A 23,802-nucleotide genomic window follows, 5' to 3' on the forward strand; every position below is an offset into this window, starting at 1 on the left:
CTGATTATTTAGCGGTCTTACGGTATTGCTCGATAAGTTCGATGAAGTGATCGAACAGCGGCGCGGCGTCGTGCGGGCCCGGGCTCGCTTCCGGGTGGCCCTGGAAGCTGAACGCAGGCTTATCGGTGCGATGAATCCCCTGCAGGGTGCCATCGAACAGCGACTTATGGGTCACGCGCAGGTTAGCCGGCATTGAGGCTTCATCGACGGCGAAGCCGTGGTTCTGCGCGGTGATCATCACCGTGTTGTTATCGATATCTTTTACCGGGTGGTTACCACCGTGGTGGCCGAACTTCATCTTGACGGTGTTCGCTCCGCTCGCCAGCGCCAGCAGCTGATGGCCGAGGCAGATGCCGAATACCGGGATATCAGTTTCCAGGAAGGACTTGATAGCGGCGATGGCATAATCACACGGCGCCGGGTCGCCAGGGCCGTTGGACAGGAAAATACCGTCCGGATTCATCTTCAGCACGTCTTCGGCGGACGTTTGTGCCGGAACCACCGTCAGGCGGCAGCCGCGGTCAACCAGCATACGCAGGATGTTGCGCTTGGCGCCGAAATCGTAGGCCACCACGTGGAACGGCAGCTCGCTCTCTTTTTTCGCTTCCGGCAGGTCGCCTTCCAGCGTCCAGCTACCCTGAGTCCAGCTGTAGGCTTCAGCAGTAGTCACTTCTTTCGCCAGGTCCATGCCGTTCAGGCCCGGGAAGGCTTTCGCTTTTTCCAGCGCCAGCGTCGCATCGAGGTTATCACCCGCGATGATGCAGCCGTTCTGTGCACCCTTCTCGCGCAGCAGACGCGTTAGCTTACGGGTATCGATATCGGCAATCGCCACGATGTTATGGCGCTTCAGGTAAGAAGAGAGGTCTTCAGTATTGCGGAAGTTGCTGGCAATCAGCGGCAGGTCGCGGATGACCAGGCCTTGCGCATGTACCTGAGAAGATTCTTCGTCAGCCGCATTGGTGCCGACATTGCCGATATGAGGATAAGTAAGAGTAACGATTTGGCGAGAATAGGAAGGATCAGTGAGGATTTCTTGATAACCGGTCATTGAAGTATTGAAAACGACTTCCCCAACCGCCGAACCCGTTGCCCCTATGGCCCGACCGATAAACTGGGTTCCGTCTTCCAGAACCAATAGCGCTGACTTAATCAAAACACCCTCCAGAGAATATTCACTCACTTTATTTGCATATTAATTCATAACCATGTCATGAATCAATGCAAATGTGTTGCCAGCGGATTTTTGGCAAACGGCGGCATTCTGGAGATTTGGTGGGTAAAAGTCAACTTAAAACGGATATTTTGCTTAGCCTTTTGCAAGCCTGGCGAGCGGAACAGAGCTTAAGCGACAAAAAGATCAGGTAAATCACCGCAGAAAACGCTTGCGCGCCGGGTTTAATAAAAAATGTCGTGTTGGAACATGAAAAAGTAGACCGGATGGTCAAAATTTACATTTCAGTAACGTTAAAACGCTATAAGAGATATATTTTTAGAGCATTAAGCAAAAGCACGCGATGAAACAGATAAAATAAAAGGGCAATAAAATATTGCCCTATGCAATCAAACAATTACGACTGCAATAACCACATCACGATGGGTAATAATGCTTACAAATTGTTGAGATCGAGCACGTCTCGCATATCAAAAAGGCCATCTTTCTTACTTTTAAGCCACAAAGCGGAACGTACGGCGCCGTTGGCGAACGTCATCCGGCTGGAGGCTTTATGCGTAATTTCGACACGTTCGCCAATATCGGCGAACATCGCCGTGTGTTCGCCGACGATGTCACCCGCGCGCACGGTTGCGAAACCAATGGTGCCAGGCACGCGTTCGCCGGTGTAACCTTCGCGGGTATAGACCGCGCAGTCTTTTAAATCTTTATCAAGTGCATGCGCAATCGCTTCGCCCATCGCCAGCGCCGTACCAGATGGCGCATCAACCTTGTAACGGTGGTGAGCTTCTACGATCTCAATATCGGTATAGTTGCCCATCACCTTCGCGGCCTTCTCCAGCAGCTTCAGCATGACGTTAACGCCGACGCTGAAGTTTGCGGCGAAGACAATCGCAATCTCTTTGGATGCATCCTGGATAGCCTGCTTGCCCGCATCGTCAAAACCGGTGGTGCCGATCACCATCCCTTTGCCGTGCTGACGGCAAAATGCCAGATGCGCGAGCGTCCCTTCCGGGCGGGTAAAATCGATGAAGACATCGAAATCCTCTTTAACCGCCTCCAGGCTGCTTTGCACGGTAACGCCCGTGTGGCCTGCGCCTGCCAGCTCACCGGCATCGGACCCCAGAAGCGACGAACCTTCACGCTCCAGTGCCGCGCCAAGCGCGACGCCATCCATCTGAAGTGCCGCCTGAATCAGCTGACGGCCCATACGTCCACCCGCGCCCGCAATGGCGACACGGATCTGTGCATCATGCATAGTTATTCTCTTACGTTAAAATGATGTAAACCGTTTTCAGATTAACCAGCCTTGAGAAGCACTGCCAACTGAAAACACCGATAATTAGAATTTAACGTGAAACCGACTTAAATATCAGTAAAAGACATGATTTTGTCGTCACGATAAAGTAACGGGTAAAAAAAAGGCCAGCACAGGAGGTGCTGGCCTTTCATCAGAAAAAGGACTATTCGACTTCGCGGGCGTCGATGCGCAGTTCTTTCGGGACTTCGAAAACGATGTTCTCTTCACGCCCTTCCAGCGGAATAGCCTCGCCACCGCCCAGCTCCTGCAGACGGGTAATCACGTTTTGCACCAGAATATCCGGCGCGGAAGCGCCTGCGGTGACGCCTACACATTTCGCCTCTTTCACCCACGCTTCCTGAATGTCCGTAGCATCGTCGATCAGAAACGCCGCTTTCCCCATACGCTGCGCCAGTTCGGCCAGACGGTTGGAGTTAGACGAGTTTTTGGAGCCGACCACCAGCACCACATCCGCCTGTTCAGCCAGCGCGCGCACCGCTTCCTGACGGTTAGTGGTCGCGTAGCAGATATCATCCTTACGTGGACCGACGATTTTCGGGAAGCGCTGACGCAGCGCGTCAATCACGTCTGAGGTATCGTCTACGGAGAGCGTCGTCTGAGTCATAAACGACAGACGGGCCTCATTTTTAACGTTCAGCGTAAAGACATCTTCAGGCGACTCAACCAGATACATCCCCCCTTCAGGGTTGCTGTACTGCCCCATGGTGCCTTCGACTTCCGGATGACCGGCATGGCCAATCAGAATCGACTCTTCACCACGACGGCTGGCGCGCGCCACTTCCATATGCACTTTTGTCACCAGCGGACAGGTGGCATCGAAGACGGTCAGGTCGCGGCTTTTCGCTTCGTTACGTACCGCCTGCGAGACGCCGTGCGCGGAGAAGATCAGGATCGCACCGTCCGGCACTTCGCTGATCTGCTCGATAAAGATGGCGCCGCGCTCGCGCAGGCTGTCGACCACGTAGCGGTTGTGCACCACTTCGTGACGCACATAAATCGGCGCGCCGTAAATCTCCAGCGCGTTTTCAACAATGCTGATAGCGCGGTCTACACCGGCGCAGAAGCCGCGCGGGTTAGCCAACAGGATCTGCATTTCAGGCCTCCAGTGCAGGATCGATTTCCAGCACTTCAACATCAAAATGAACGGTACGCCCGGCAAGCGGATGGTTGAAGTCAACGGTAATAGAGTCGCCGTTAATTTCGCGGATCACGCCAGGCATTTCGCTGCCGTCCATAGCGGTAAAGAGCATAATCGCGCCAATTTCCGGTTCACCCGCGTCCATAAACTCGCGGCGCGAGAAATACTGGATCAGGTCCGGACTCGGCACGCCAAACGCGGCATCCGGCTCCAGCGAAAAGGCTTTTTTCTCTCCCTCTTTCAGGCCCAGAAGCTGCTGCTCAAGACCTTCAGACAGGGAGGTATCGCCAAGACGAAACAGGGCCGGTTTGCCGTTATTGCGGGTGGATTCGGCCGTGGAGCCGTCATCCAGCTTCAGCGTGAAGTGAACGAGAACCGCGCTGTTGCTCTGTACGGATTTAGACATGCAAATTGCTCGCTTGTTTTGCCCGGTGGCGTTACGCCGCCGGGCGAGTGTGTTACGCCTGCTCTTTCGCGGCGGGTTTAGGCAGGAAGCCTTCCAGCACGATTAACGCGGCGCCAACGCAAATTGCGGTGTCGGCCAGGTTAAAGGTCGCGAAGTGCCAGTCGCCGACGTAGAAGTCGATCATATCGACCACAAAGCCGTGCCACAGGCGGTCAAACAGGTTGCCCAGCGCGCCGCCAATGATCAGCGCGTAGGCGATGTTATTCAGCTTTTGCGTCGCCTTCGAGCGGTACATCAGCACCGCGAGGATCACGCAGATACCGAGAGCGATACCCGCAAAGAACCAGCGCTGCCAGCCACCGCTGTCGGCAAGGAAACTAAACGCTGCGCCGTAGTTACGCGCGTAGTGCAGGTTAAGCGACGGGAACAGCGGAACCGTCTCCCCCAGAGCAAAGTTCTGGAGGATCAGGAACTTGCTGCCCAGATCGATAATCAGCACCACCACAACCAGCCACAGCCAGCGCAGTCCTGTTGAACAGAGAGTTTTACTCATCAGGCAAACTTACGTTTTTCGCCGTCACCGGCGACGTTGCTTACACAGCGTCCGCAGATGTCTGCGTGTTCCGCCACCTGGCCGACATCGGTGGTGTAATGCCAGCAACGCGGGCATTTTTCACCGTCGGCTTTGCTCAGCGCGACTTTCAGTCCTTTGAGCAGCTCGCTCTGCTGAGCATCAGCAGAAGCCTCGGCATAATCCGCAACTTTCGCACCGGAGGTCAACAGGACAAATCGTAATTCATCGCCCAGCGCCGTCAGCTTCGCCGCCAGCTCCGGTTCGGCATACAGCGTAACTGCTGCTTCAAGGGAGCCGCCGACTTTCTTGTCCGCGCGCGCCTGCTCGATCACCTTGTTCACTTCGCCACGCACTTTCAGCAGCTCGTCCCAGAAGGCATCGTTCATCGCTTCGGTGCTGGAGAGATCGAACAGACCTTCGTACCACTCGCCCGTGAACACATACTTCTCACGGTCGCCCGGCAGGTAGCCCCAGATTTCGTCCGCGGTGAAGGACATGATCGGCGCCATCCAGCGAACCAGCGCTTCTGCGATGTGGAACAGCGCGGTCTGGCAGCTACGACGCGCCACGCTGTCCGCCTTCGCGGTGTACTGGCGGTCTTTGATGATGTCGAGGTAGAACGAGCCCATCTCGATGGAGCAGAAGCGCATCAGGCGCTGCACCACTTCGTGGAAGTCGTAAGACTCATAGGCTTTCAGGATATCTTCCTGCGCCGCTTTCGCGCAGCCTACTGCCCAGCGGTCCAGCACCACCATCTCTTCCGGTTTCACCATGTCTTTTGCCGGATCGAACCCGTTCAGGTTCGCCAGCAGGAAGCGCGCGGTGTTACGGATACGACGATAGCTGTCGGCAGCACGCTTCAGGATCTCGTCAGACACCGCCATTTCGCCGGTGTAATCGGTAGAGGCCACCCACAGACGCAGAATGTCTGCGCCCAGCTTGTTCATCACATCCTGCGGAGAAACGGTGTTACCGATAGATTTGGACATCTTGCGGCCCTGACCATCCACGGTGAAGCCGTGAGTCAGTACCTGACGGTAAGGCGCTTTACCCTTCATGGCGGTGGAGATCATCAGAGATGACATGAACCAGCCGCGGTGTTGGTCCGACCCTTCCAGATACATATCGGCAGCGTGACCGGCAAATTCCGGACGCACGTCAACCACGGAGGAGTGAGTAGACCCGGAGTCGAACCACACGTCCAGGGTATCCGGCACTTTCTCGTAGTTGTCTGCGTCAGCGCCCAGGATGTCGCGGGAGTCGAGATCCCACCACGCCTGAATGCCGTCAACTTCGACGCGCTTCGCCACTTCTTCCATCAGTTCCAGAGTGTTCGGGTGCAGCTCCTGCGTCTCTTTATGTACGAACAGAGACATCGGCACGCCCCAGGTACGCTGACGGGAGATACACCAGTCAGGACGGTTAGCCACCATGGATTCGATACGCGCCTGGCCCCAGTCAGGGATCCACTGCACGCCTTTGATCTCTTTCAGAGACTGCTCGCGCAGGCCTTTCTGATCCATGCTGACGAACCACTGCGGGGTCGCACGGAAGATGATCGGGGTCTTGTGACGCCAGCAGCACGGATAGCTGTGCTGCATTTTTTCAACGTGCAGCAGCGCGCCGCTGGTGCGCAGCATGTCGACGATGATGTCGTTCGCTTTGAAGACGTTGATACCGTCCAGCGCCGGGTAGGTGCCAGGCAGATAAGATCCGTCCGGGCCAACCGGGTTAGCGATTTCCAGACCGTACTTCAGGCTGATGTTGTAGTCGTCAGGACCGTGGCCACCGGCGGTATGCACCGCACCGGTACCCGCTTCCAGCGTCACGTGGTCGCCCAGGATCGCCGGAACGTCGAAGTCCAGGAACGGGTGTTTGAAGCGCATCAGCTCCAGCGCGTCGCCTTTCACGGTGCCCAGCACGGTGTAGTCGCTGATATGCGCGCGCTTCAGCACGCTCTCAACCAGATCTTTCGCCAGGATAACCGCCTGACCTTCAACCTGAACCAGCGCGTATTCGAACTCACCGGACAGGGAGATCGCGCGGTTGGCTGGCAGGGTCCACGGGGTGGTGGTCCAGATCACCAGAGAGATCGGGCCGTTTACCGAGGAGACGCCAAATTTAGCTTTCACCGCATCCTGATCGACGGCCTGGAACGCCACGTCGATAGATGGAGAGGTTTTGTCGTAATATTCAACTTCCGCTTCTGCCAGCGCAGAACGGCAGTCCACGCACCAGTGCACCGGCTTAGCGCCTTTGTGCAGGTGGCCGTTACCGATGATTTTACCCAGCGCACGGATGATGTTGGCTTCAGTTTTGAAGTCCATGGTCAGGTACGGATGCGACCAGTCGCCCAGCACGCCCAGACGGATGAAGTCAGCGCGCTGACCGTCAACCTGCGTGGCTGCGTATTCGCGGCACTTCGCACGGAACTCGGCGGCGGTGAACTTCTCACCAGGCTTGCCAAACTCTTGCTCCACTTTCAGCTCGATTGGCAGACCGTGGCAGTCCCAGCCTGGAACATAAGGCGAGTCATATCCCGTGAGGCCTTTGGACTTCACGATAATGTCTTTCAGAATCTTGTTAACCGAGTGACCAATATGAATGCTGCCATTCGCATATGGAGGGCCATCATGCAGAATGAAGGTTTTTTTGCCTTTTTTGGCTGCACGAATGATGCCGTACAGGTCATCATCGGTCCAACGCGCCAGCATTCCCGGTTCGCGCTTGGCGAGATCGCCGCGCATCGGGAACCCTGTTTCCGGCAAATTCAGGGTTGATTTATAGTCACTCATCAGATTCTCGGTTCCGTATTTATCACGTAGGCAGTTAAGCCGGGTTCAAAGCCCAAAAAACTCGCGGGCCGTCAATTCATCTCGCGCAATTTGCGCTTTTAGTTCATCCAGCGAACCAAATCGCTGCTCGTTGCGTATTTTTTTACGCAGTATCACATCTATATGGCGACCATAGAGGTCCATTACAACGTCCAGCAGGTGCACTTCTAACTGTTGACGCACACCGGCGACGGTCGGACGCGTGCCAATGTTGGCGACGCCGTAGAACGGCTTATCGCCCAGTCCTGCTACTTCCACCGCATACACCCCTTTAACCGGGGAAACCTGACGACGCAGCGGTATATTCGCCGTCGGGAAGCCTATCGTGCGGCCCAGCGCATCGCCATGAACCACGCGGCCAGAGATAGTGAACGGATGCCCCAGCAGGGTTTCTGCCGTGTCCAGGTCATCATTAGCCAGCGCCTGACGCACCGCCGTGCTGCTGACGCGTACGCCGCCTTCGCAGAAGGTCATCGCGCTGGTGACGTCAAATCCATACTCCAGACCAGCCTTCTGTAATAGCAAGAAATCGCCCTGACGACCAGCGCCAAAGCGGAAATCATCACCCACGGCGAGAAACTGTACGCCAAGACGCTTAACCAGCAGGTCGCTGACGAAATTTTGTGCTGTCAGCGCGGCAAAGCGACGATCGAAACGTAAACACAATACATAGTCCACGCCGGACTCCGCCAGATAGCGCAATTTCTCGCGCAGGCGAGTGAGTCGGGCGGGAGATTTATCGCCCGCGAACAGCTCCAGCGGCTGCGGCTCGAAAATCATCACTACAACGGGCAGGCCGCGGGCCTCCCCTTCTTTACGCAATCCCTGCAACAGCGCCTGATGACCACGATGCACGCCGTCGAAATTACCAATAGTCAGCACGCACCCGTGTGGCGCGCTGCTGAGATTATGTATGCCGCGTATCAGCTTCATGTCTGGCTCAAAACAGTGAAAATCGCCAAAGTATACCTTGTACAGCGGTTAAGGTTAACCGGCGATTGTTCGCGCAAAACAGAAAGCCGTAATGATTTCATCAGGCTGACCTTTCGCAGCGAAAAAATCTGCTCCTGAACTGCGATTTTTATGCCGAAAGGCTGTATTCAGGGAAGACAAGCTGGTAGAATCCTGCGCCATCACTACGTAACGTAGCGTCGCTAATTAACGGCGCTTATTTGCACAAATCCATTGACAAAAGAAGGCAAAGAGGGCATATTCCTCGGCCTTTGAATTGTCCACATAGAACATATTTGGGAGTTGGACTTGGCTAATATCAAATCAGCTAAGAAACGTGCCGTTCAGTCTGAAAAGGCTCGTAAGCACAACGCAAGCCGTCGCTCTATGATGCGTACTTTCATCAAGAAAGTATACGCAGCAATCGAAGCAGGCGACAAAGCTGCAGCGCAGAACGCATTTAACGAAATGCAACCAATCGTGGATCGTCAGGCTGCTAAAGGTCTGATCCACAAAAACAAAGCAGCGCGTCATAAAGCAAACCTGACCGCGCAGATCAACAAACTGGCTTAATCGCTACTTGTTGTTGCTTGTTTAAAGAACCCGCTTAACGCGGGTTTTTTTATGCCTTCAGATTGCCGGTGGCGTAAACAGCGCCGAGTAGTCACGATTGCAGATTCGCTGCACCGCCGGGTGCTGAATCATTCTTTCGGCAAATATGGCGTGGTACTCCTCCATCACGTTATCCACTCTGCCTATCTCCGTAATCTTGTCGTCTGAATAGAGATCGTGCGCGTACAGCGTCGGCGCAACGAAGATCGCATTATGCGCTTCGCCAAAGGCTTTCATCAGCGCCGCATCGTCGAACTCACCGAGGATTTCTACCTTCAGCCCCTGCGAATTAAACCAGTTCAGCAGCTTGCGTCCGAGCATGGAACGTCTTCCCGGCACCAGCAGACGGCGCTCTTCAAGGCACGCGGGGAACGGTTTCTCCGGCGGTGGATTAATGCACCAGAAGCTCACGCCGCATTCGCCAATCTTCACCGAAAATAGCCCTTCCTGCTGGGTGGAGTCAATCGGGCAGTCCGAGATAATCATGTCCAGCTTGTGCTGGCTCAGCTGTTCCAGCAGCATCTCGTGGGTGGATTCAAAGCAGCGCAGGTGGATTTGCTCGTCTTCGACTACCGCCGCATCCAGCACGCCGCTCACCAGCCGTTTGGACAGCGCATCCGCCACGCCCACGTCAAAGAGCAGGTTCGACTCTTTGCGATAGTTGACGATATCCAGCATCTCCTGGCTCAGGGTGAACATTTTGTCCGCATAGCGGAACACCAGTTCACCCAGTTCGCTGGGTTCAATCCCACGCCCTTTACGCTTGAACAGCTTGCCCTGCAGGCGCTCTTCCAGGGCCTTGATTTGCCCGGTGATGGTTTGCGGAGTCAGGTAGAGCGCCTCTGCCGCCCCCACCACCGAGCCCTGTTTGTAAACGTGCCAGAAGTAGTACAGATGGTTGTAATTTAAATGAGACATCGCGTCTTCTCTCCCTGAGTGTATATCGGAAGGAGGATCGCCTCCTCCCGGTGTTCCGTTATGCCTGGACGGCCTGTCCGGACAACTTCACCTTCAACAAGGTATAACCGATTACCGCGGCCAGTAATGATCCGATGAGAATGCCGAGTTTAGCCCAGACGATAAGCTCAGGCGCATGCGCACCAAACGCAAGGGTCGAGATAAAGATCGACATCGTAAACCCGATGCCACACAGCACGCCGACGGCCATAATTTGACCAAACGTTGTGCCGTGCGGTAATGACGCCAGCTTCAGCTTCGTCGCCAGCCAGCAGAAGAGGCTAATGCCCAACGGCTTACCAATAAACAGCCCGGCAATGATGCCCAGCGGCAGCACGGACGTCAGCCCGTCCAGCGTCACGCCGCCGAGGGAAACGCCTGCGTTGGCAAACGCAAACAGCGGCAGGATCATAAAGGCAACCCACGGGTGCAGCACATGCTCCAGCTGTTTGGCAGGCGACTTGCCGTCCTGCGGTTTAAGCGGCACGAAGAAGCCCACAATCACGCCTGCCAGCGTGGCGTGCACGCCGGATTTTAGCACCGCCGTCCACAGCACCATCCCCACCAGGATATAGATACCGATACGGCGAACATTGAAGATGTTCAGCAGCGCCAGCACCGCAATCGCCCCGGCGGCGACGCTCAGGGACAGGATCGACAGATCGCTGGTGTAGAACAGCGCGATAATCACAATGGCGCCCAGGTCATCGATGATCGCCAGCGCCATCAGGAAGATTTTCAGGGCCACCGGCACGCGGCTACCGAGCAAGGCTAAGACACCGAGCGCAAAGGCGATATCCGTCGCGGCCGGGATCGCCCAGCCGTCACGCGCAACAGGATCCTGCCAGGTGAACGCCAGGAAGAGCAACGCCGGAACGACCATTCCGCCGATGGCTGCGATCACAGGAAACGCCGCGCGCTGGCGGCTGGCAAGCGAGCCCAGAACCAGCTCACGCTTAACCTCAAGACCCACCAGCAGGAAGAATACCGCCATTAGCGCATCGTTGATCCACAGCAGCATGTTCTTGTTAATTTCCAGCGCCCCGACCTTCAGCTCAACGGGCGTTTCCAGAAATGCATGGTAGAGATCCTGCGTGATGCCAAGGTTAGCCAGCACCATCGCGGCCGCTGCGGCAATAATCAGGAGCACCCCACCGGACGCCTCACTGCTAAAGAAACGGTGTAGTAATTTCATTTAAGTTCTCTCTTTTACAACAATACCTCGATAAAACCATAATACCAAGCCAAATAGCTCGGCAAAAACAGATTAATGTTGAGTATAGACTCAGTTTAACCGAGCTATACGCGCAAATAAAAAAGCCCGGAATCGCTTCCGGGCTTTTCGAAGATGAAAATCAGCTAACGAATTAGCGGGTCAAATCATCGAAGAATTTTTTGACGCCATCGAAGAAGCTTTTGGAACGCGGGCTGTTTTTCTCACCCGTTGGGCCGCCAAAGCTCTCCTGCAGTTCTTTCAGCAGCTGTTTCTGCTTGTCGTTCAGGCCAACCGGCGTTTCTACGACGACGCGGCACAGCAGATCGCCCTGGGCGCCACCGCGAACGGATTTAACGCCTTTTCCGCGCATGCGGAACAGCTTGCCGGTCTGGGTTTCCCCAGGTACTTTCAGGTTCACGCGACCGTCCAGCGTAGGCACTTCGATTTCACCGCCGAGTGCCGCCATCGCGAAGTTGATCGGCACTTCGCAGTACAGGTTATTACCTTCACGCTCGAAAATAGCGTGCTGCTTGACCTGAACCTGAACGTACAGATCGCCCGCCGGTGCGCCGTGCTCCCCTGCTTCGCCCTCACCTGCCAGACGGATGCGGTCGCCCGTATCAACGCCAGCCGGGATTTTAACGGACAGGGTTTTCGTTTTCTCAACGCGACCGTGCCCGTGGCATTTGGTGCATGGATCTTTAATCAGCGTGCCGCGACCGTGACAGTGAGGACAGGCCTGCTGTACCGCGAAGAAGCCCTGGCGCATCTGTACCTGACCAGAGCCGTGACAGGTTGGACAGGTCTGTGGCTGCGTACCCGCTTTCGCGCCGCTGCCGTGGCAAACGTCACACTCTTCCAGCGTCGGGATACGGATCTCTTTGGTGACGCCGCGAACGGCCTCTTCCAGCGTCAGCTCCATGTTGTAGCGCAGGTCCGCGCCGCGCGTCGCGCGCTGACGACCACGACCGCCGCCGAAGATATCGCCGAACACATCGCCAAAGATATCGCTGAAGTCAGCGCCGCCGCCAAAGCCGCCACCGCCGAATCCACCGCCGCCCATGCCGCCCTGTTCAAAGGCTGCGTGACCGTACTGGTCATAGGCCGCGCGTTTTTGTGCATCGGTCAGGACTTCGTAGGCTTCTTTGATCTCTTTAAATTTGGCTTCAGCCTCTTTGTCACCCTGGTTACGGTCCGGGTGGAATTTCATGGCCAGGCGCTTGTACGCCTTTTTGATTTCACGCTCTTCCGCAGTTTTCGGAACGCCTAAAATCTCGTAATAGTCTTGCTTTGCCATTGTTTTTTTTAAGCCCCTTAACATGCGAGCACGGGCGTGGAGAGTTCTCCTACGCCCGTGCCGATTAATTACCCTGCATCAGGGCGATTATTTTTTATCTTTAACTTCTTCGAACTCAGCGTCGACAACGTCGTCGTCTTTCGCGTTGTTCGCCGAAGCGTCAGCGCCCGCCTGCTGTTGAGCGTGCTGCTGCTGAGCGATTTCCATCAGCTTCTGAGAAGCCTGCGCCAGTTCCTGCATCTTCGCTTCGATGTCCGCTTTATCTTCACCTTTCAGTGAGGATTCCAGCGCGCTCAGTGCAGCTTCGATAGCAGTCTTGTCTTCCGCTGGCAGCTTATCGCCTGCTTCTTCAACCTGCTTACGGGTGCTGTGCAGCAGATGGTCACCCTGGTTGCGGGTCTGAACCAGCTCTTCGAACTTACGGTCGGATTCCGCGTTAGCTTCGGCATCGCGAACCATTTTTTCGATTTCCGCTTCGTTCAGGCCAGAAGATGCCTTGATGGTGATCTTCTGCTCTTTACCGCTGTTTTTGTCTTTCGCAGACACGTGCAGGATACCGTCAGCATCGATGTCGAAGGTCACTTCGATCTGCGGCATGCCGCGCGGTGCCGGGTTAATACCGTCCAGGTTGAACTGACCCAGAGATTTGTTATCCGCCGCGCGCTTACGCTCACCCTGAATCACATGGATGGTTACCGCAGACTGGTTGTCTTCAGCGGTAGAGAATACCTGGCTGTGTTTCGTTGGGATGGTGGTGTTTTTGTTGATGAGCGCAGTCATCACACCGCCCATGGTTTCGATACCCAGAGACAGCGGGGTAACGTCCAGCAGCAGTACGTCTTTAACTTCACCGGTCAGTACGCCACCCTGAACCGCAGCACCGATTGCGACCGCTTCGTCCGGGTTAACGTCTTTACGTGGCTCTTTACCAAAGAACTCAGCCACTTTCTTCTGAACCATTGGCATACGCGTCTGACCACCAACCAGGATAACGTCCTGGATGTCAGACACGGACAGGCCAGCGTCCTGCAGTGCAACTTTCAGCGGCTCGATAGAACGGTTCACCAGGTCTTCTACCAGGCTTTCCAGTTTCGCACGGGTCACTTTGATGTTCATGTGTTTAGGACCGGTCGCGTCTGCGGTGATGTACGGCAGGTTCACGTCGGTCTGCTGAGCGGAAGACAGCTCGATCTTCGCTTTCTCAGCGGCTTCTTTCAGGCGCTGCATGGCCAGCGGATCGTTACGCAGGTCAATGCCCTGATCTTTCTTGAACTCGTCAACGAGGTAGTTGATCAGACGGGTATCGAAGTCTTCACCACCCAGGTGGGTATCACCGTTGGTTGCCAGAACTTCGAAGGTTTTTTCGCCGTCAACTTCGTCGATTTCGATAATAGAAATATCGAAGGTACCACCACCCAGGTCGTAAACCGCGATAGTACGGTTGCCAACTTCTTTATCCAGACCGTAAGCCAGTGCAGCAGCGGTTGGTTCGTTGATGATACGTTTTACTTCCAGACCTGCGATACGGCCAGCATCTTTGGTTGCCTGACGCTGAGCATCGTTGAAGTATGCAGGAACGGTGATAACAGCTTCAGTTACCGGCTCACCCAGGTAATCTTCAGCGGTTTTCTTCATTTTTTTCAGCACTTCAGCAGAAATCTGCGGTGGTGCAGTTTTGGTGCCTTTCACATCAAGCCATGCATCGCCGTTATCTGCCGCGATGATTTTGTAAGGCATGATGGAAACGTCACGCTGAACTTCTTCGTCCTGGAAGCGGCGGCCGATCAGGCGTTTAATCGCAAACAGGGTGTTTTGCGGGTTTGTCACTGCCTGACGTTTAGCCGGCTGACCAACCAGAGTTTCACCATCCTGGGTATAAGCAATGATAGAAGGCGTGGTGCGATCGCCCTCGGCGTTCTCCAGCACGCGAGCAGTAGTGCCATCCATAATCGCTACACAAGAGTTGGTAGTACCCAGGTCGATACCAATAATTTTACCCATCTAAACGTCTCCACTAAAAATTCAGTCAACATGTGGTTGTGTACCTGTAATAAGGGCAGAACGTGCTTTTTCAACTGCCCAGATTTGATTTTTTTCAGGTCCACACACTGCGGTTGACTACAAGATGGGGTCGCGACGGCATCCATCAAGGGGCAAGCATAAAAAAAATTTTAATTTCACCCTGATGAGATCATAGACGCCATCGATAGCGCCCATTATGATGCCGCGCCCCGTCAGGGAGTATTGACGCGGGTTTAACCATTTCACCATATTAATGATGATTTTTTTGAGGACTTATGGGCAACACTAAGTTGGCTAATCCGGCTCCGCTGGGCCTGATGGGTTTTGGCATGACCACTATCCTGCTGAACCTGCACAACATCGGGATGTTCCCGATGGATGGCATTATTCTGGCGATGGGCATTTTTTACGGCGGTATCGCGCAAATCTTCGCGGGCCTGCTGGAATATAAGAAAGGCAATACCTTCGGCTTAACCGCCTTCACCTCTTACGGTTCTTTCTGGCTGACCCTGGTTGCCATTCTGCTGCTGCCTAAAATGGGCATGGCAGACGCGGCAAACGCCCACTTCCTGGGCGTTTACCTGGGCCTGTGGGGCGTCTTCACCCTGTTCATGTTCTTCGGTACCCTGAAAGGTAACCGCATGCTGCAGTTCGTTTTCCTGAGCCTGACCGTACTGTTCGCCCTGCTGGCGATTGGTCACCTGGTGGATAACGAAGGCATCGTTCATGTTGCAGGCTGGATTGGTCTGGTTTGCGGCGCAAGCGCTATCTACCTCGCAATGGGTGAAGTGCTGAACGAGCAGTTTGACCGCACCATTCTACCGATTGGTGAAAAACACTGATCCCTCTGTCGTGCCCGCCTCGCGGGCACGACATCCCCCCGCCTGACGAAGCCAAAATCCTAATACCAGCCCCATCAGCGAGAGCGCGAGTACATACCAGGCTGGCGCCATCGGCGACACGCCCATCAGCACCGTCACCGCAATCGGCGTCAGCCCGCCAAAAATGGCATACGACACGTTGTAGGAAAATGAGATCCCGGTGAAGCGTACCTCCGGCGGGAACGCGCGGACCATCACGTACGGTACCGCCCCGACAACGCCCACGCACAGCCCTACCGTGCCGTACAGCAGGAACAGCTGTTCAGGATGGCTGCCCGCCAGATGGTAAAACGCCCAGCTTGATGCGGCCAGTAACAGGCTGCCGACGATAAAGGTAACGCTGGCACCGAAACGATCTGCCGCCAGCCCGGCGGCCAGGCAGCCAAAGCAGAGCATGATTGTCGCGATACTGTTCGCCTGTAGCGTCACGGCAGGAGCGAAACCGTACTGCTTTTGCAGCCACACCGGGGACATCAATATCACCACCACAATGCCCGCCGAGAGCAGCCAGGTGAGCAGCATCGACACCACCACCGCTTTTTTATGGCGTACCACGACCGCCTTCACCGGCAGCTCCTGCGCCAGCGCCTTGCGCTGCTGCATCTCGAGGAAAATCGGCGTCTCCTGCAGCCAGCGGCGCAGGTACATCGCGACCAGACCAAACGCCCCGCCCAGCAGGAACGGAATACGCCAGCCCCAGTCGTGCACGGCCTGCTGCGTCATGCTGGTGTTTACAATTGTCGCGACGACGGAACCAAGCAAAATCCCTACCGTTAACCCCGCGGTTAAGGTTCCGCAGGCAATACCAATGCGGCGCGCCGGAACATGCTCCGCGACAAACACCCATGCGCCCGGCACTTCACCGCCAATCGCCGCGCCCTGAAGGACGCGCATCAGCAACAGCAGGAACGGAGCAAGGATGCCCATCGAGGCATAGGTGGGCAGCAGGCCAATGGCCAGCGTCGGCACGGCCATCAGCAGAATGCTAAGGGTAAACATCTTCTTGCGCCCGACCAGATCGCCAAAGTGGGCCATGATAATGCCGCCCAGCGGACGCGCCAGATATCCGGCGGCAAAAATACCGAAGGTTTGCACCTGACGCAGCCATTCCGGGATATCCGCCGGGAAGAAGAGTTCTCCCACCACGGCGGCGAAGAAGACGAAGATGATAAAGTCGTAAAACTCCAGCGCGCCGCCTAAGGCCGCGAGCGTGAGAGTTTTGTAGTCCTGTCGATTCAGAGGTCGGGTGTTATGTGACATAGCGAACCATTTGCGTATATTGTGGATTTATTTTTACAGCAATCGTAAAGAAAAAATTACTATACCGTAAAAGCTTTACCACGCTATCGCCGCTTCAGCTAATGCCACATATTGGTTAATTTCAGGAGATTGTTTCGCGGCGTGCGTTTTTCGGACGAAAAGCTGCTACTACTTTCTCATCGGTTTCCACATAGGGGCCGTCAAGCAGCTGTATACAATACGGTACACTCGCAAAGATGCCGTGAACGAGGACGCTGCCATCTTCCGCCTTCAGCCCTTCCAGCGTCTCTTTGATCGACTTCGGCTGCCCCGGCAGGTTCAGAATCAACGCCTGCTTGCGGATCACTCCCACCTGGCGGGAAAGAATGGCCGTCGGAACAAAGTGTAGACTGATCTGGCGCATCTGTTCGCCGAAGCCCGGCATTTCACGATCGGCGATCGCCAGCGTTGCGTCCGGCGTCACGTCGCGGCGCGCGGGGCCGGTTCCGCCCGTCGTCAGAACAAGGTGGCAGCTCATCTCATCCACCAGCTCGCAGAGCGTCTGCTCGATGATCGGCTGTTCGTCAGGGATCAGGCGGGTCTGAATGTCAAAGGGGGTGGTCAGCGCGCTGCCAAGCCACTCTTCCAAAGCGGGGATGCCTTTATCCTGGTAAACGCCGCTGGAGGCGCGGTCAGAAATCGACACTAAGCCGATGCGTAAGGTATTCATATCCATTCCATTCAAAAAGTACTGATTAAAGGGAATGATACACGCAGAGAGGAGATTCAGACAGGGGACGAAAGAAGTCGCGTGACCGGGTGCCCGGTCACGCAGAATGATTACAGCAGGTCGCCGATCATTTTTTCCAGTTTGCCCTGGTCAACAGCAAACTTACGGATACCGTCCGCCAGCTTGTCTACAGCCATTGGATCCTGGTTGTGCTGCCACAGGAACTCGGATTCAGTGATGCGCTCTGGGCGTGCTTTCACTTCACCGGTGTAGGACAGCTTACGCTCGATGGTACCTTCGCTTTCTGCCAGCTCTTTCAGCAGCGCAGGGGCGATGGTCAGGCGGTCACAGCCAGCCAGCTCGATGATTTCTCCGACGTTACGGAAGCTTGCGCCCATAACCACGGTCTCATAGCCGTGCTGTTTGTAGTATTCGTAGATTTCAGTAACAGAAACCACGCCTGGATCTTCAGCCGGCGCGTACTCTTTCTTATCGGTGTTAGCTTTGTACCAGTCCAGAATACGGCCCACGAACGGAGAAATCAGGTATACGCCTGCTTCTGCACATGCACGCGCCTGCGCGAAGGAGAACAGCAGGGTCAGGTTACAGTTGATACCGTCTTTTTCCAGCTGCTCTGCCGCGCGGATACCCTGCCAGGTAGAAGCCAGTTTGATCAGGATACGGTCGTTGCTGATGCCAGCGTCGTTGTACATTTTGATCAGGCGTTTCGCTTTCGCGATAGACGCTTCGGTGTCGTAGGAGAGACGTGCATCCACTTCGGTAGAGATACGGCCAGGAACCAGCTTCAGGATTTCCAGACCGATGTTCACTGCCAGCTTGTCGGTAGCGTCCACAACCTGCTGCGCGCGATCGTTGCTCTGTGCTTTCGCCCAGGTCACTGCGTCGTCAATCAGTTTGCGATACTCAGGGATCTGTGCGGCGTTAAGGATCAGAGAAGGGTTGGTTGTGGCATCCTGCGGCTGGTACAGCTTCATTGCCGCGATATCTCCGGTGTCAGCTACGACAGTGGTGAACTGACGAAGGGAGGTCAATTTATCCGTCATGATAGTGTTTCTCTTTTAACGTGCCCTGGATAATTCACGCTACCGACAGCATGCCTGCAGCGGAAAAATGACAGGTTTACTTGTTAGGGGGATGTAACCGGTCTGCCCTGATGATAACACGAGTGAGAGGCAGCGCAACCGCAGACAGTGCGCTTAGGTAGAGTATGGTAAACTCGGAAGATTAACAGGCTGCTAAGCAACAGCATGCCCAATCAGTGGTAGCGCTTACATATTCACTTTGGCATCAACAAGAGGGACGTTAATGCCTGATTTCTTTTTCTTTATTAACGAAGTCCTGTGGGGTTCGATAATGATTTACCTGCTTCTGGGAGCAGGTATTTGGTTTACGCTACGCAGTGGGTTTATCCAGTTTCGTTATATTCGCAAGTTTGGCAGAAGTCTGAAAAACAGCGTTACGCCCCAGCCGGGCGGATTAACGTCGTTCCAGGCACTCTGTACCAGCCTGGCGGCACGCCTCGGCAGCGGGAATCTGGCGGGCGTTGCGCTGGCCATCAGCGCCGGTGGGCCAGGCGCGGTCTTCTGGATGTGGGTAACGGCGCTACTCGGGATGGCAACCTCCTTTGCGGAAAGTTCGCTCGCCCAGCTGTATAAAGAGAAAGATAAAAACGGCCAGTTTCGCGGCGGTCCTGCCTGGTACATGGCGCGTGGCTTAGGGATGCGCTGGATGGGCGTTCTGTTCTCGCTTTTTTTACTGCTCGCGTACGGCCTTATTTTTAATACCGTCCAGGCAAATTCTGTCGCCAATGCCCTGCGCTATGCCTTCTCCTGCCCGGAGTGGATCGCCGGTATCGTGTTAGCCCTCGTCGTTTTGCTCACCATTTCAGCCGGTCTCAGGGGCATCGCCCGCCTGATGCAGTGGCTGGTTCCCGTTATGGCGCTGCTTTGGGTTGTCGCGAGCCTGTTCGTCGCCGCACTGCATATCGACCAGGTGCCGGGCGTGATTGCGACCATCGTCAAAAGCGCTTTTGGCTGGCGCGAGGTGGCCTCCGGGGCGCTGGGCTACACCTTCAGCCAGGCGCTGATGGCGGGTTTTCAGCGGGGCATGTTCTCCAATGAAGCCGGAATGGGGTCAACCCCCAACGCGGCCGCTGCCGCCTCTTCCTGGCCGCCACACCCGGCGGCACAGGGCATTGTGCAGATGATTGGCGTCTTTACCGATACCATTATCATCTGCTCCGCCAGCGCCATGATTTTGCTGCTGGCAGGCCCCGTCCCGCATTCTTCTGGTACCGCCGGGATACAGCTTCTCCAGCAGGCGCTGGTGAACCTGACCGGCGGCTGGGGAGCAGGATTTGTCTCGCTCGTCCTGGTGCTGTTTGCCTTCAGTTCGATTGTGGTGAATTACCTCTACGCCGAAAATAACCTTATTTTCCTGAAACTCGACTCCCGCGCCGCAATCGGAACCCTGCGTCTCGCGGTCATTCTGATGATCATCGCTGGCTCCTTCCTCAGTATGCCGCTGGTCTGGCAGCTGGCCGATATCATTATGGCGCTGATGGCGATCACGAACCTCACCGCTATCCTGCTGCTCTCACCCGTTGTGATCCTGATTGCCAGAGACTATCTGCGTCAGCGCAAACTCGGCGTTCCGCCGGTATTTGATCCCGCCCGCTATCCCGACGTTAAGGTGCAGCTTGCCCCCGGCACGTGGGATGATTTGCCGCGGCAATAACAGCTATCGATCAATTCAGGGCGATTTTTTGCTAAAGTCGCTCTAAATTTCCTGCAAGGACTGGATATGCTGATTCTGATTTCACCTGCAAAAACGCTCGACTACCAGAGCCCGCTCGCCACCGAGCGCTATACCCAGCCTGAACTGCTGGACTACTCGCAACAGCTGATCCGCGAAGCGCGTAAGCTCTCTGCGCCGCAAATCGCCTCGCTGATGAGCATCAGCGACAAGCTGGCCGATCTTAACGCGACCCGCTTTCACGAGTGGCACCCGGATTTCACCCCGGCAAACGCTCGCCAGGCGATTCTGGCGTTTAAAGGTGATGTCTACACCGGCCTGCAGGCGGAAGATTTTAGCGAAGCCGATTTCGATTTTGCCCAGCAGCATCTGCGCATGCTGTCGGGACTGTACGGCGTACTGCGCCCGCTGGATCTGATGCAGCCGTATCGTCTGGAGATGGGGATTCGCCTGGAAAATGCCAAAGGCAAAGATCTGTACCATTTCTGGGGCGATATCATTACCGACAAGCTTAATGCGGCGCTGCACGCCCAGGGCGACAACGTGGTGATAAACCTGGCATCCGATGAATACTACAAGTCGGTGAAGCCGAAAAAGCTGGATGCGGAGATTATCAAACCGGTATTCCTCGACGAGAAGAACGGTAAGTTCAAGGTGATCAGCTTCTACGCCAAGAAAGCGCGCGGCCTGATGAGCCGCTACATCATCCAGAACCGCCTGACGAAGCCGGAGCAGCTGACCGCCTTTAACAGCGAAGGCTATTTCTTTGACGAAGAAGCGTCAGGGAAAGGCGAACTGGTGTTTAAGCGCCACGAGCAGTAAAACAAACCCCGCCAGCTGGCGGGGTTTTGCATTAATGGTGTTTCCAGTCCGGGCCGCGATCGTCGCGGTGGTCATCGTGGTGATGGTCATCGTGACGATCGTCGTGTTTACGATGCTCATCATGTGGACGCCAGTGGTTATCACGCCAGTCATAATGCGCCTTCCACCAGTCGTGGTCGCGCCAGCGGCCGCCGTCCCAGTAATGACCGTTGTTATCCTGGTCGCCAATCTGCAGTTTAACCGCCGGTACGAGGGTAATTTCAGATGCCTGAACCGCCATGGGGGCGGCCAGCACCAGTGAAAGCGCGATGAGTGCAGGTTTCAGTGTAGACACAGGTGACTCCTTATTCTTCTTGCCCAACGTGGGCCGATGTAAGGAGATTACGCGAGGGGAACGGGGGATGTTATTCTCTGCAATCCTAAAGGCTAAGTGACCGCATTTATTGGGAATTTCTGCTTTTTTCCTGCTTTTTCTCTCCTTAATTTCTCCATAAAAAAGCCGGGTGGCGGCTTCGCCTTACCCGGCATAGAGATCGGTGTTGCGATTGCCGGGTGGCGCTGCGCTACCCGGCCTACGATTAGGTCGTCGTGGTCGTTGTAGGCCCGGTAAGGCGTAGCCGCCACCGGGCAACACAATCACGCGCGGGTCATCATCAGCTTACGCAGCGCGGCAAAATCTGCCGGCAGCTCATGTGACAGCAGAGGCAGGTCGGTGCGCTCGGCCAGCTCTTTCGGCAGCGGCAGCGTTTCGCCCAGGATCGCTTCTACGCTCTCTTTGAACTTCGCCGGATGCGCGGTGCCCAGGAACAGGCCATATTCACCCGGGTTAAGCTGGTCGCGCAGCGCGCGGTAGGCAATCGCCGCGTGCGGTTCAGAGGTATACCCCACCGCCTTCAGCTCGCGCATGGTCTCTTTGGTGGTTTCATCCGTCACCGCGGCGTAACCCAGGTCACCCAAACGCCAGATCTTACGGCGGAACAGCTCTTCCACGCGCGGCCAGTTGTTCGGCTGTGACACATCCATCGCGTTGGAGAGCGTCGCCTGCGTAGCGTTCGGCGCCCACTTCCCGTCTTTCAGGAAGCGCGGCACGGTGTCGTTGGCGTTGGTCGCGGCGATAAAGCGTTTCACCGGCAGACCCAGGGATTTCGCCAGCAGACCTGCCGTCAGGTCACCGAAGTTACCGCTCGGCACGGAGATCACCAGCTGGTTGCGCGCTTCCTGCGGCAGCTGCGCCACCGCTTCGAAGTAGTAGCAAATCTGCGCCAGCAGACGGCTGATGTTGATGGAGTTAGCAGAGTTCAGACCCAGAGCCACCTTCAGCTCTTCGTCGTCGAAAGCCTGCTTGACCAGCGCCTGGCAGGCATCGAAATCGCCGTCAATTGCCACGGTTTCAATGTTGCCGCCGAGCGTACAGAACAGTTTTTCCTGCAGCGGGCTGATTTTGCCTTTCGGATAGAGGATCACCACGCGGACGTTTTTCAGGCCGTAGAAGGCATGCGCCACCGCCGCACCGGTATCGCCGGATGTCGCGGTGAGGATGGTCACCGGTTTATCGCCGCTGATGTGGGTCAGCATCTGCGCCATAAAGCGGCCGCCGAAGTCTTTAAACGCCAGCGTCGGGCCGTGGAACAGCTCCAGGCAGCCAACGTCAGGCTCAACCTGCTTCACCGGCGCCGGGAAAGCGAACGCCGCACGCACGCGCTCTTCCAGCAGCTCCTGCGGAATTTCGTCGCCGATAAACGCAGACAGAATTTTGGTGCTGCGGGTGACGAAGTCCTGTTTCAGCAGCTCGTCGATGTCGGTCAGCTGGAATTCCGGCAGGTCATGCGGGAAGAACAGCCCCTGATTTTTGCCCAGCCCCTGAGTTACCGCCTGCGCGAAGCTGACCTGCTCGTTATGATCTTTAAGGTTATAGAGTTTCATTAATTATCCCAGTACTCGTGCGCCAGCCGTGTCCAGACGGCAAATATGAACAAAGCCTTCCTGATTTTGCAGGTAGTGTTTAGAGAGCCAGTCCGCCACGCGCTGCGCGGTGTCAGGCTTGTCGCACAGGGCGAACAGCGTCGGGCCGGAGCCGGAGATGCCGCACGCCTGCGCGCCGATATCCATGGATGCCTGTCGCGCCTCGTTAAAGCCAGGCAGCAGCTTCGTGCGGTACGGCTCGGCAATGACGTCCTTCATCAGCTTCGCCGCCAGCTGCGGCTGACGGGTGTAGCAGGCGTGGATAAAGCCCGCCAGATGACGCCCGTGGGCGATACAGTCCTGACGACGATACTGCGCGGGCAGGATCGCACGCGCTTCCGCGGTAGAGACCTTAATGCCCGGATAGGCCAGCACCCACAGCCACTCATCAAACCCTGGCACCTGCTGGCTGATGATGCCATTTTCTTCGATCATCAGCTGCATGCCGCCGAGGAAGCACGGCGCCACGTTGTCATAGTGAATGCTGCCGGAGATGCGCCCTTCCAGCTCGCCCATCAACCCCAGCAGGCGGTTGTTGTTTAGCGGCTTGCCGCAGTGCTCGTTCATCGCCACCAGCGCGGCGACCACCGAGCAGGCGCTGGAACCCAGACCCGAGCCAATCGGCATACTTTTTTCCAGCGTCATGGCAACCGGCACGTTTTTACCGATCTCCTGACAGAAGCGTTCCCAGCACTGATAGACGATATTCTCGCGCGGGTCTGACGGCAGTTTGCTGGCGAAGCGGCCCACGTTGTTCAGGCTGAAGCTGTCTGCCGAGTCCACCGTGACCGTATCGCCCAGCAGTGAACCATCCACCGGCGTCACCGCCGCGCCCAGCACGTCAAATCCGACGCTCATATTCGCGCTGGAAGCCGGGGCATAAACTTTGACCAT

21 protein-coding genes and 1 pseudogene are annotated in these 23,802 nt (G+C 55.9%); 4 read left to right on the plus strand and 18 right to left on the minus strand.

The features are described from left to right. Positions 1-4: 4 nt before the first annotated feature. From carA to AC1VYI_RS21210, 8 genes and pseudogenes are all read right to left on the minus strand, one after another. The gene (gene carA / locus AC1VYI_RS21175) at positions 5-1,153 is read right to left on the minus strand and encodes a glutamine-hydrolyzing carbamoyl-phosphate synthase small subunit (protein WP_010427050.1); all 1,149 of its coding nucleotides are present in this window, start codon (positions 1,151-1,153) and stop codon (positions 5-7) included. Positions 1,154-1,607: 454 nt separating this feature from the next. After that, entirely contained in the window at positions 1,608-2,429 is an 822-nt protein-coding gene (gene dapB, locus AC1VYI_RS21180; RefSeq protein WP_134866818.1) for a 4-hydroxy-tetrahydrodipicolinate reductase, read from the minus strand. A gap of 205 nt (positions 2,430-2,634) precedes the next feature. Continuing rightward, entirely contained in the window at positions 2,635-3,585 is a 951-nt protein-coding gene (gene ispH / locus AC1VYI_RS21185) for a 4-hydroxy-3-methylbut-2-enyl diphosphate reductase (RefSeq protein WP_045355108.1), read from the minus strand. A 1-nt stretch (position 3,586) separates the two neighbouring features. Continuing rightward, complete coding sequence (gene fkpB, locus AC1VYI_RS21190) at positions 3,587-4,036, minus strand: FKBP-type peptidyl-prolyl cis-trans isomerase (protein ID WP_003856450.1); 450 nt, start codon at positions 4,034-4,036, stop codon at positions 3,587-3,589. 52 nt (positions 4,037-4,088) lie between these two features. Beyond that, complete coding sequence (gene lspA / locus AC1VYI_RS21195; protein WP_023310352.1) at positions 4,089-4,589, minus strand: signal peptidase II; 501 nt, start codon at positions 4,587-4,589, stop codon at positions 4,089-4,091. Beyond that, positions 4,589-7,405 carry an isoleucine--tRNA ligase gene (gene ileS, locus AC1VYI_RS21200; RefSeq protein ID WP_134866819.1) on the minus strand — a complete coding sequence of 939 codons (2,817 nt, stop codon included), beginning with the start codon at positions 7,403-7,405 and terminating at the stop codon, positions 4,589-4,591. The genes lspA and ileS overlap by 1 nt, the downstream gene beginning before the upstream one ends. A gap of 45 nt (positions 7,406-7,450) precedes the next feature. After that, the gene (gene ribF, locus AC1VYI_RS21205) at positions 7,451-8,377 is read right to left on the minus strand and encodes a bifunctional riboflavin kinase/FAD synthetase (protein ID WP_023310350.1); all 927 of its coding nucleotides are present in this window, start codon (positions 8,375-8,377) and stop codon (positions 7,451-7,453) included. 7 nt (positions 8,378-8,384) lie between these two features. Beyond that, positions 8,385-8,603, minus strand: a pseudogene (locus AC1VYI_RS21210) (DUF2575 domain-containing protein). Between the two features lie 101 nt (positions 8,604-8,704). Here AC1VYI_RS21210 and rpsT point away from each other — a divergent pair. Beyond that, positions 8,705-8,968, plus strand: a complete 264-nt coding sequence (gene rpsT / locus AC1VYI_RS21215; RefSeq protein ID WP_003856458.1) for a 30S ribosomal protein S20 — start codon at positions 8,705-8,707, stop codon at positions 8,966-8,968. A gap of 57 nt (positions 8,969-9,025) precedes the next feature. On the opposite strand, the gene nhaR is transcribed toward rpsT, so the two are convergent. From nhaR to dnaK, 4 genes are all read right to left on the minus strand, one after another. Beyond that, complete coding sequence (nhaR, locus tag AC1VYI_RS21220) at positions 9,026-9,925, minus strand: transcriptional activator NhaR (RefSeq protein ID WP_032660752.1); 900 nt, start codon at positions 9,923-9,925, stop codon at positions 9,026-9,028. Between the two features lie 58 nt (positions 9,926-9,983). After that, a complete protein-coding gene (gene nhaA, locus AC1VYI_RS21225; protein ID WP_134866820.1) occupies positions 9,984-11,159 on the minus strand; it encodes a Na+/H+ antiporter NhaA in 1,176 nt (391 codons plus the stop codon). 172 nt (positions 11,160-11,331) lie between these two features. Continuing rightward, the gene (gene dnaJ, locus AC1VYI_RS21230; RefSeq protein ID WP_045400956.1) at positions 11,332-12,477 is read right to left on the minus strand and encodes a molecular chaperone DnaJ; all 1,146 of its coding nucleotides are present in this window, start codon (positions 12,475-12,477) and stop codon (positions 11,332-11,334) included. A gap of 87 nt (positions 12,478-12,564) precedes the next feature. Next, entirely contained in the window at positions 12,565-14,478 is a 1,914-nt protein-coding gene (dnaK, locus tag AC1VYI_RS21235) for a molecular chaperone DnaK (RefSeq protein WP_023310346.1), read from the minus strand. A 296-nt stretch (positions 14,479-14,774) separates the two neighbouring features. Between dnaK and satP the strand changes: the two genes are divergently transcribed. Next, a complete protein-coding gene (satP, locus tag AC1VYI_RS21240; protein WP_023334461.1) occupies positions 14,775-15,341 on the plus strand; it encodes an acetate uptake transporter in 567 nt (188 codons plus the stop codon). Here satP and AC1VYI_RS21245 read toward each other — a convergent pair. The 3 genes from AC1VYI_RS21245 to tal form a co-directional block, all read right to left on the minus strand. Next, positions 15,318-16,640, minus strand: a complete 1,323-nt coding sequence (locus AC1VYI_RS21245; RefSeq protein ID WP_226483422.1) for an MFS transporter — start codon at positions 16,638-16,640, stop codon at positions 15,318-15,320. The two genes, satP and AC1VYI_RS21245, sit on opposite strands and share 24 nt — an antisense overlap. Positions 16,641-16,761: 121 nt before the next feature. After that, the gene (gene mog, locus AC1VYI_RS21250; protein ID WP_023310343.1) at positions 16,762-17,349 is read right to left on the minus strand and encodes a molybdopterin adenylyltransferase; all 588 of its coding nucleotides are present in this window, start codon (positions 17,347-17,349) and stop codon (positions 16,762-16,764) included. 110 nt (positions 17,350-17,459) lie between these two features. Next, positions 17,460-18,413, minus strand: coding sequence for a transaldolase (gene tal, locus AC1VYI_RS21255; protein WP_023310342.1), 954 nt, complete (start codon positions 18,411-18,413; stop codon positions 17,460-17,462). Between the two features lie 262 nt (positions 18,414-18,675). Here tal and AC1VYI_RS21260 point away from each other — a divergent pair, with 262 nt between their 5' ends. Together AC1VYI_RS21260 and yaaA are read left to right on the plus strand one after the other, a co-directional pair. After that, positions 18,676-20,106 carry an alanine/glycine:cation symporter family protein gene (locus AC1VYI_RS21260; protein ID WP_134866821.1) on the plus strand — a complete coding sequence of 477 codons (1,431 nt, stop codon included), beginning with the start codon at positions 18,676-18,678 and terminating at the stop codon, positions 20,104-20,106. A gap of 66 nt (positions 20,107-20,172) precedes the next feature. Then, positions 20,173-20,946, plus strand: coding sequence for a peroxide stress protein YaaA (gene yaaA, locus AC1VYI_RS21265; protein ID WP_045355099.1), 774 nt, complete (start codon positions 20,173-20,175; stop codon positions 20,944-20,946). Positions 20,947-20,977: 31 nt separating this feature from the next. Here the strand turns inward: yaaA and AC1VYI_RS21270 are convergent, their stop codons facing one another. The 3 genes from AC1VYI_RS21270 to thrB all read right to left on the minus strand — a co-directional run bounded on the left by AC1VYI_RS21270 (position 20,978) and on the right by thrB (position 23,802). Continuing rightward, a complete protein-coding gene (locus AC1VYI_RS21270) occupies positions 20,978-21,280 on the minus strand; it encodes a DUF2502 domain-containing protein (protein ID WP_023310339.1) in 303 nt (100 codons plus the stop codon). A 302-nt stretch (positions 21,281-21,582) separates the two neighbouring features. Continuing rightward, complete coding sequence (gene thrC / locus AC1VYI_RS21275) at positions 21,583-22,869, minus strand: threonine synthase (RefSeq protein ID WP_134866822.1); 1,287 nt, start codon at positions 22,867-22,869, stop codon at positions 21,583-21,585. 3 nt (positions 22,870-22,872) lie between these two features. Further along, positions 22,873-23,802, minus strand: coding sequence for a homoserine kinase (gene thrB / locus AC1VYI_RS21280; RefSeq protein ID WP_134866823.1), 930 nt, complete (start codon positions 23,800-23,802; stop codon positions 22,873-22,875).

Source organism: Enterobacter sp. QK-SA4 (assembly GCF_056856775.1).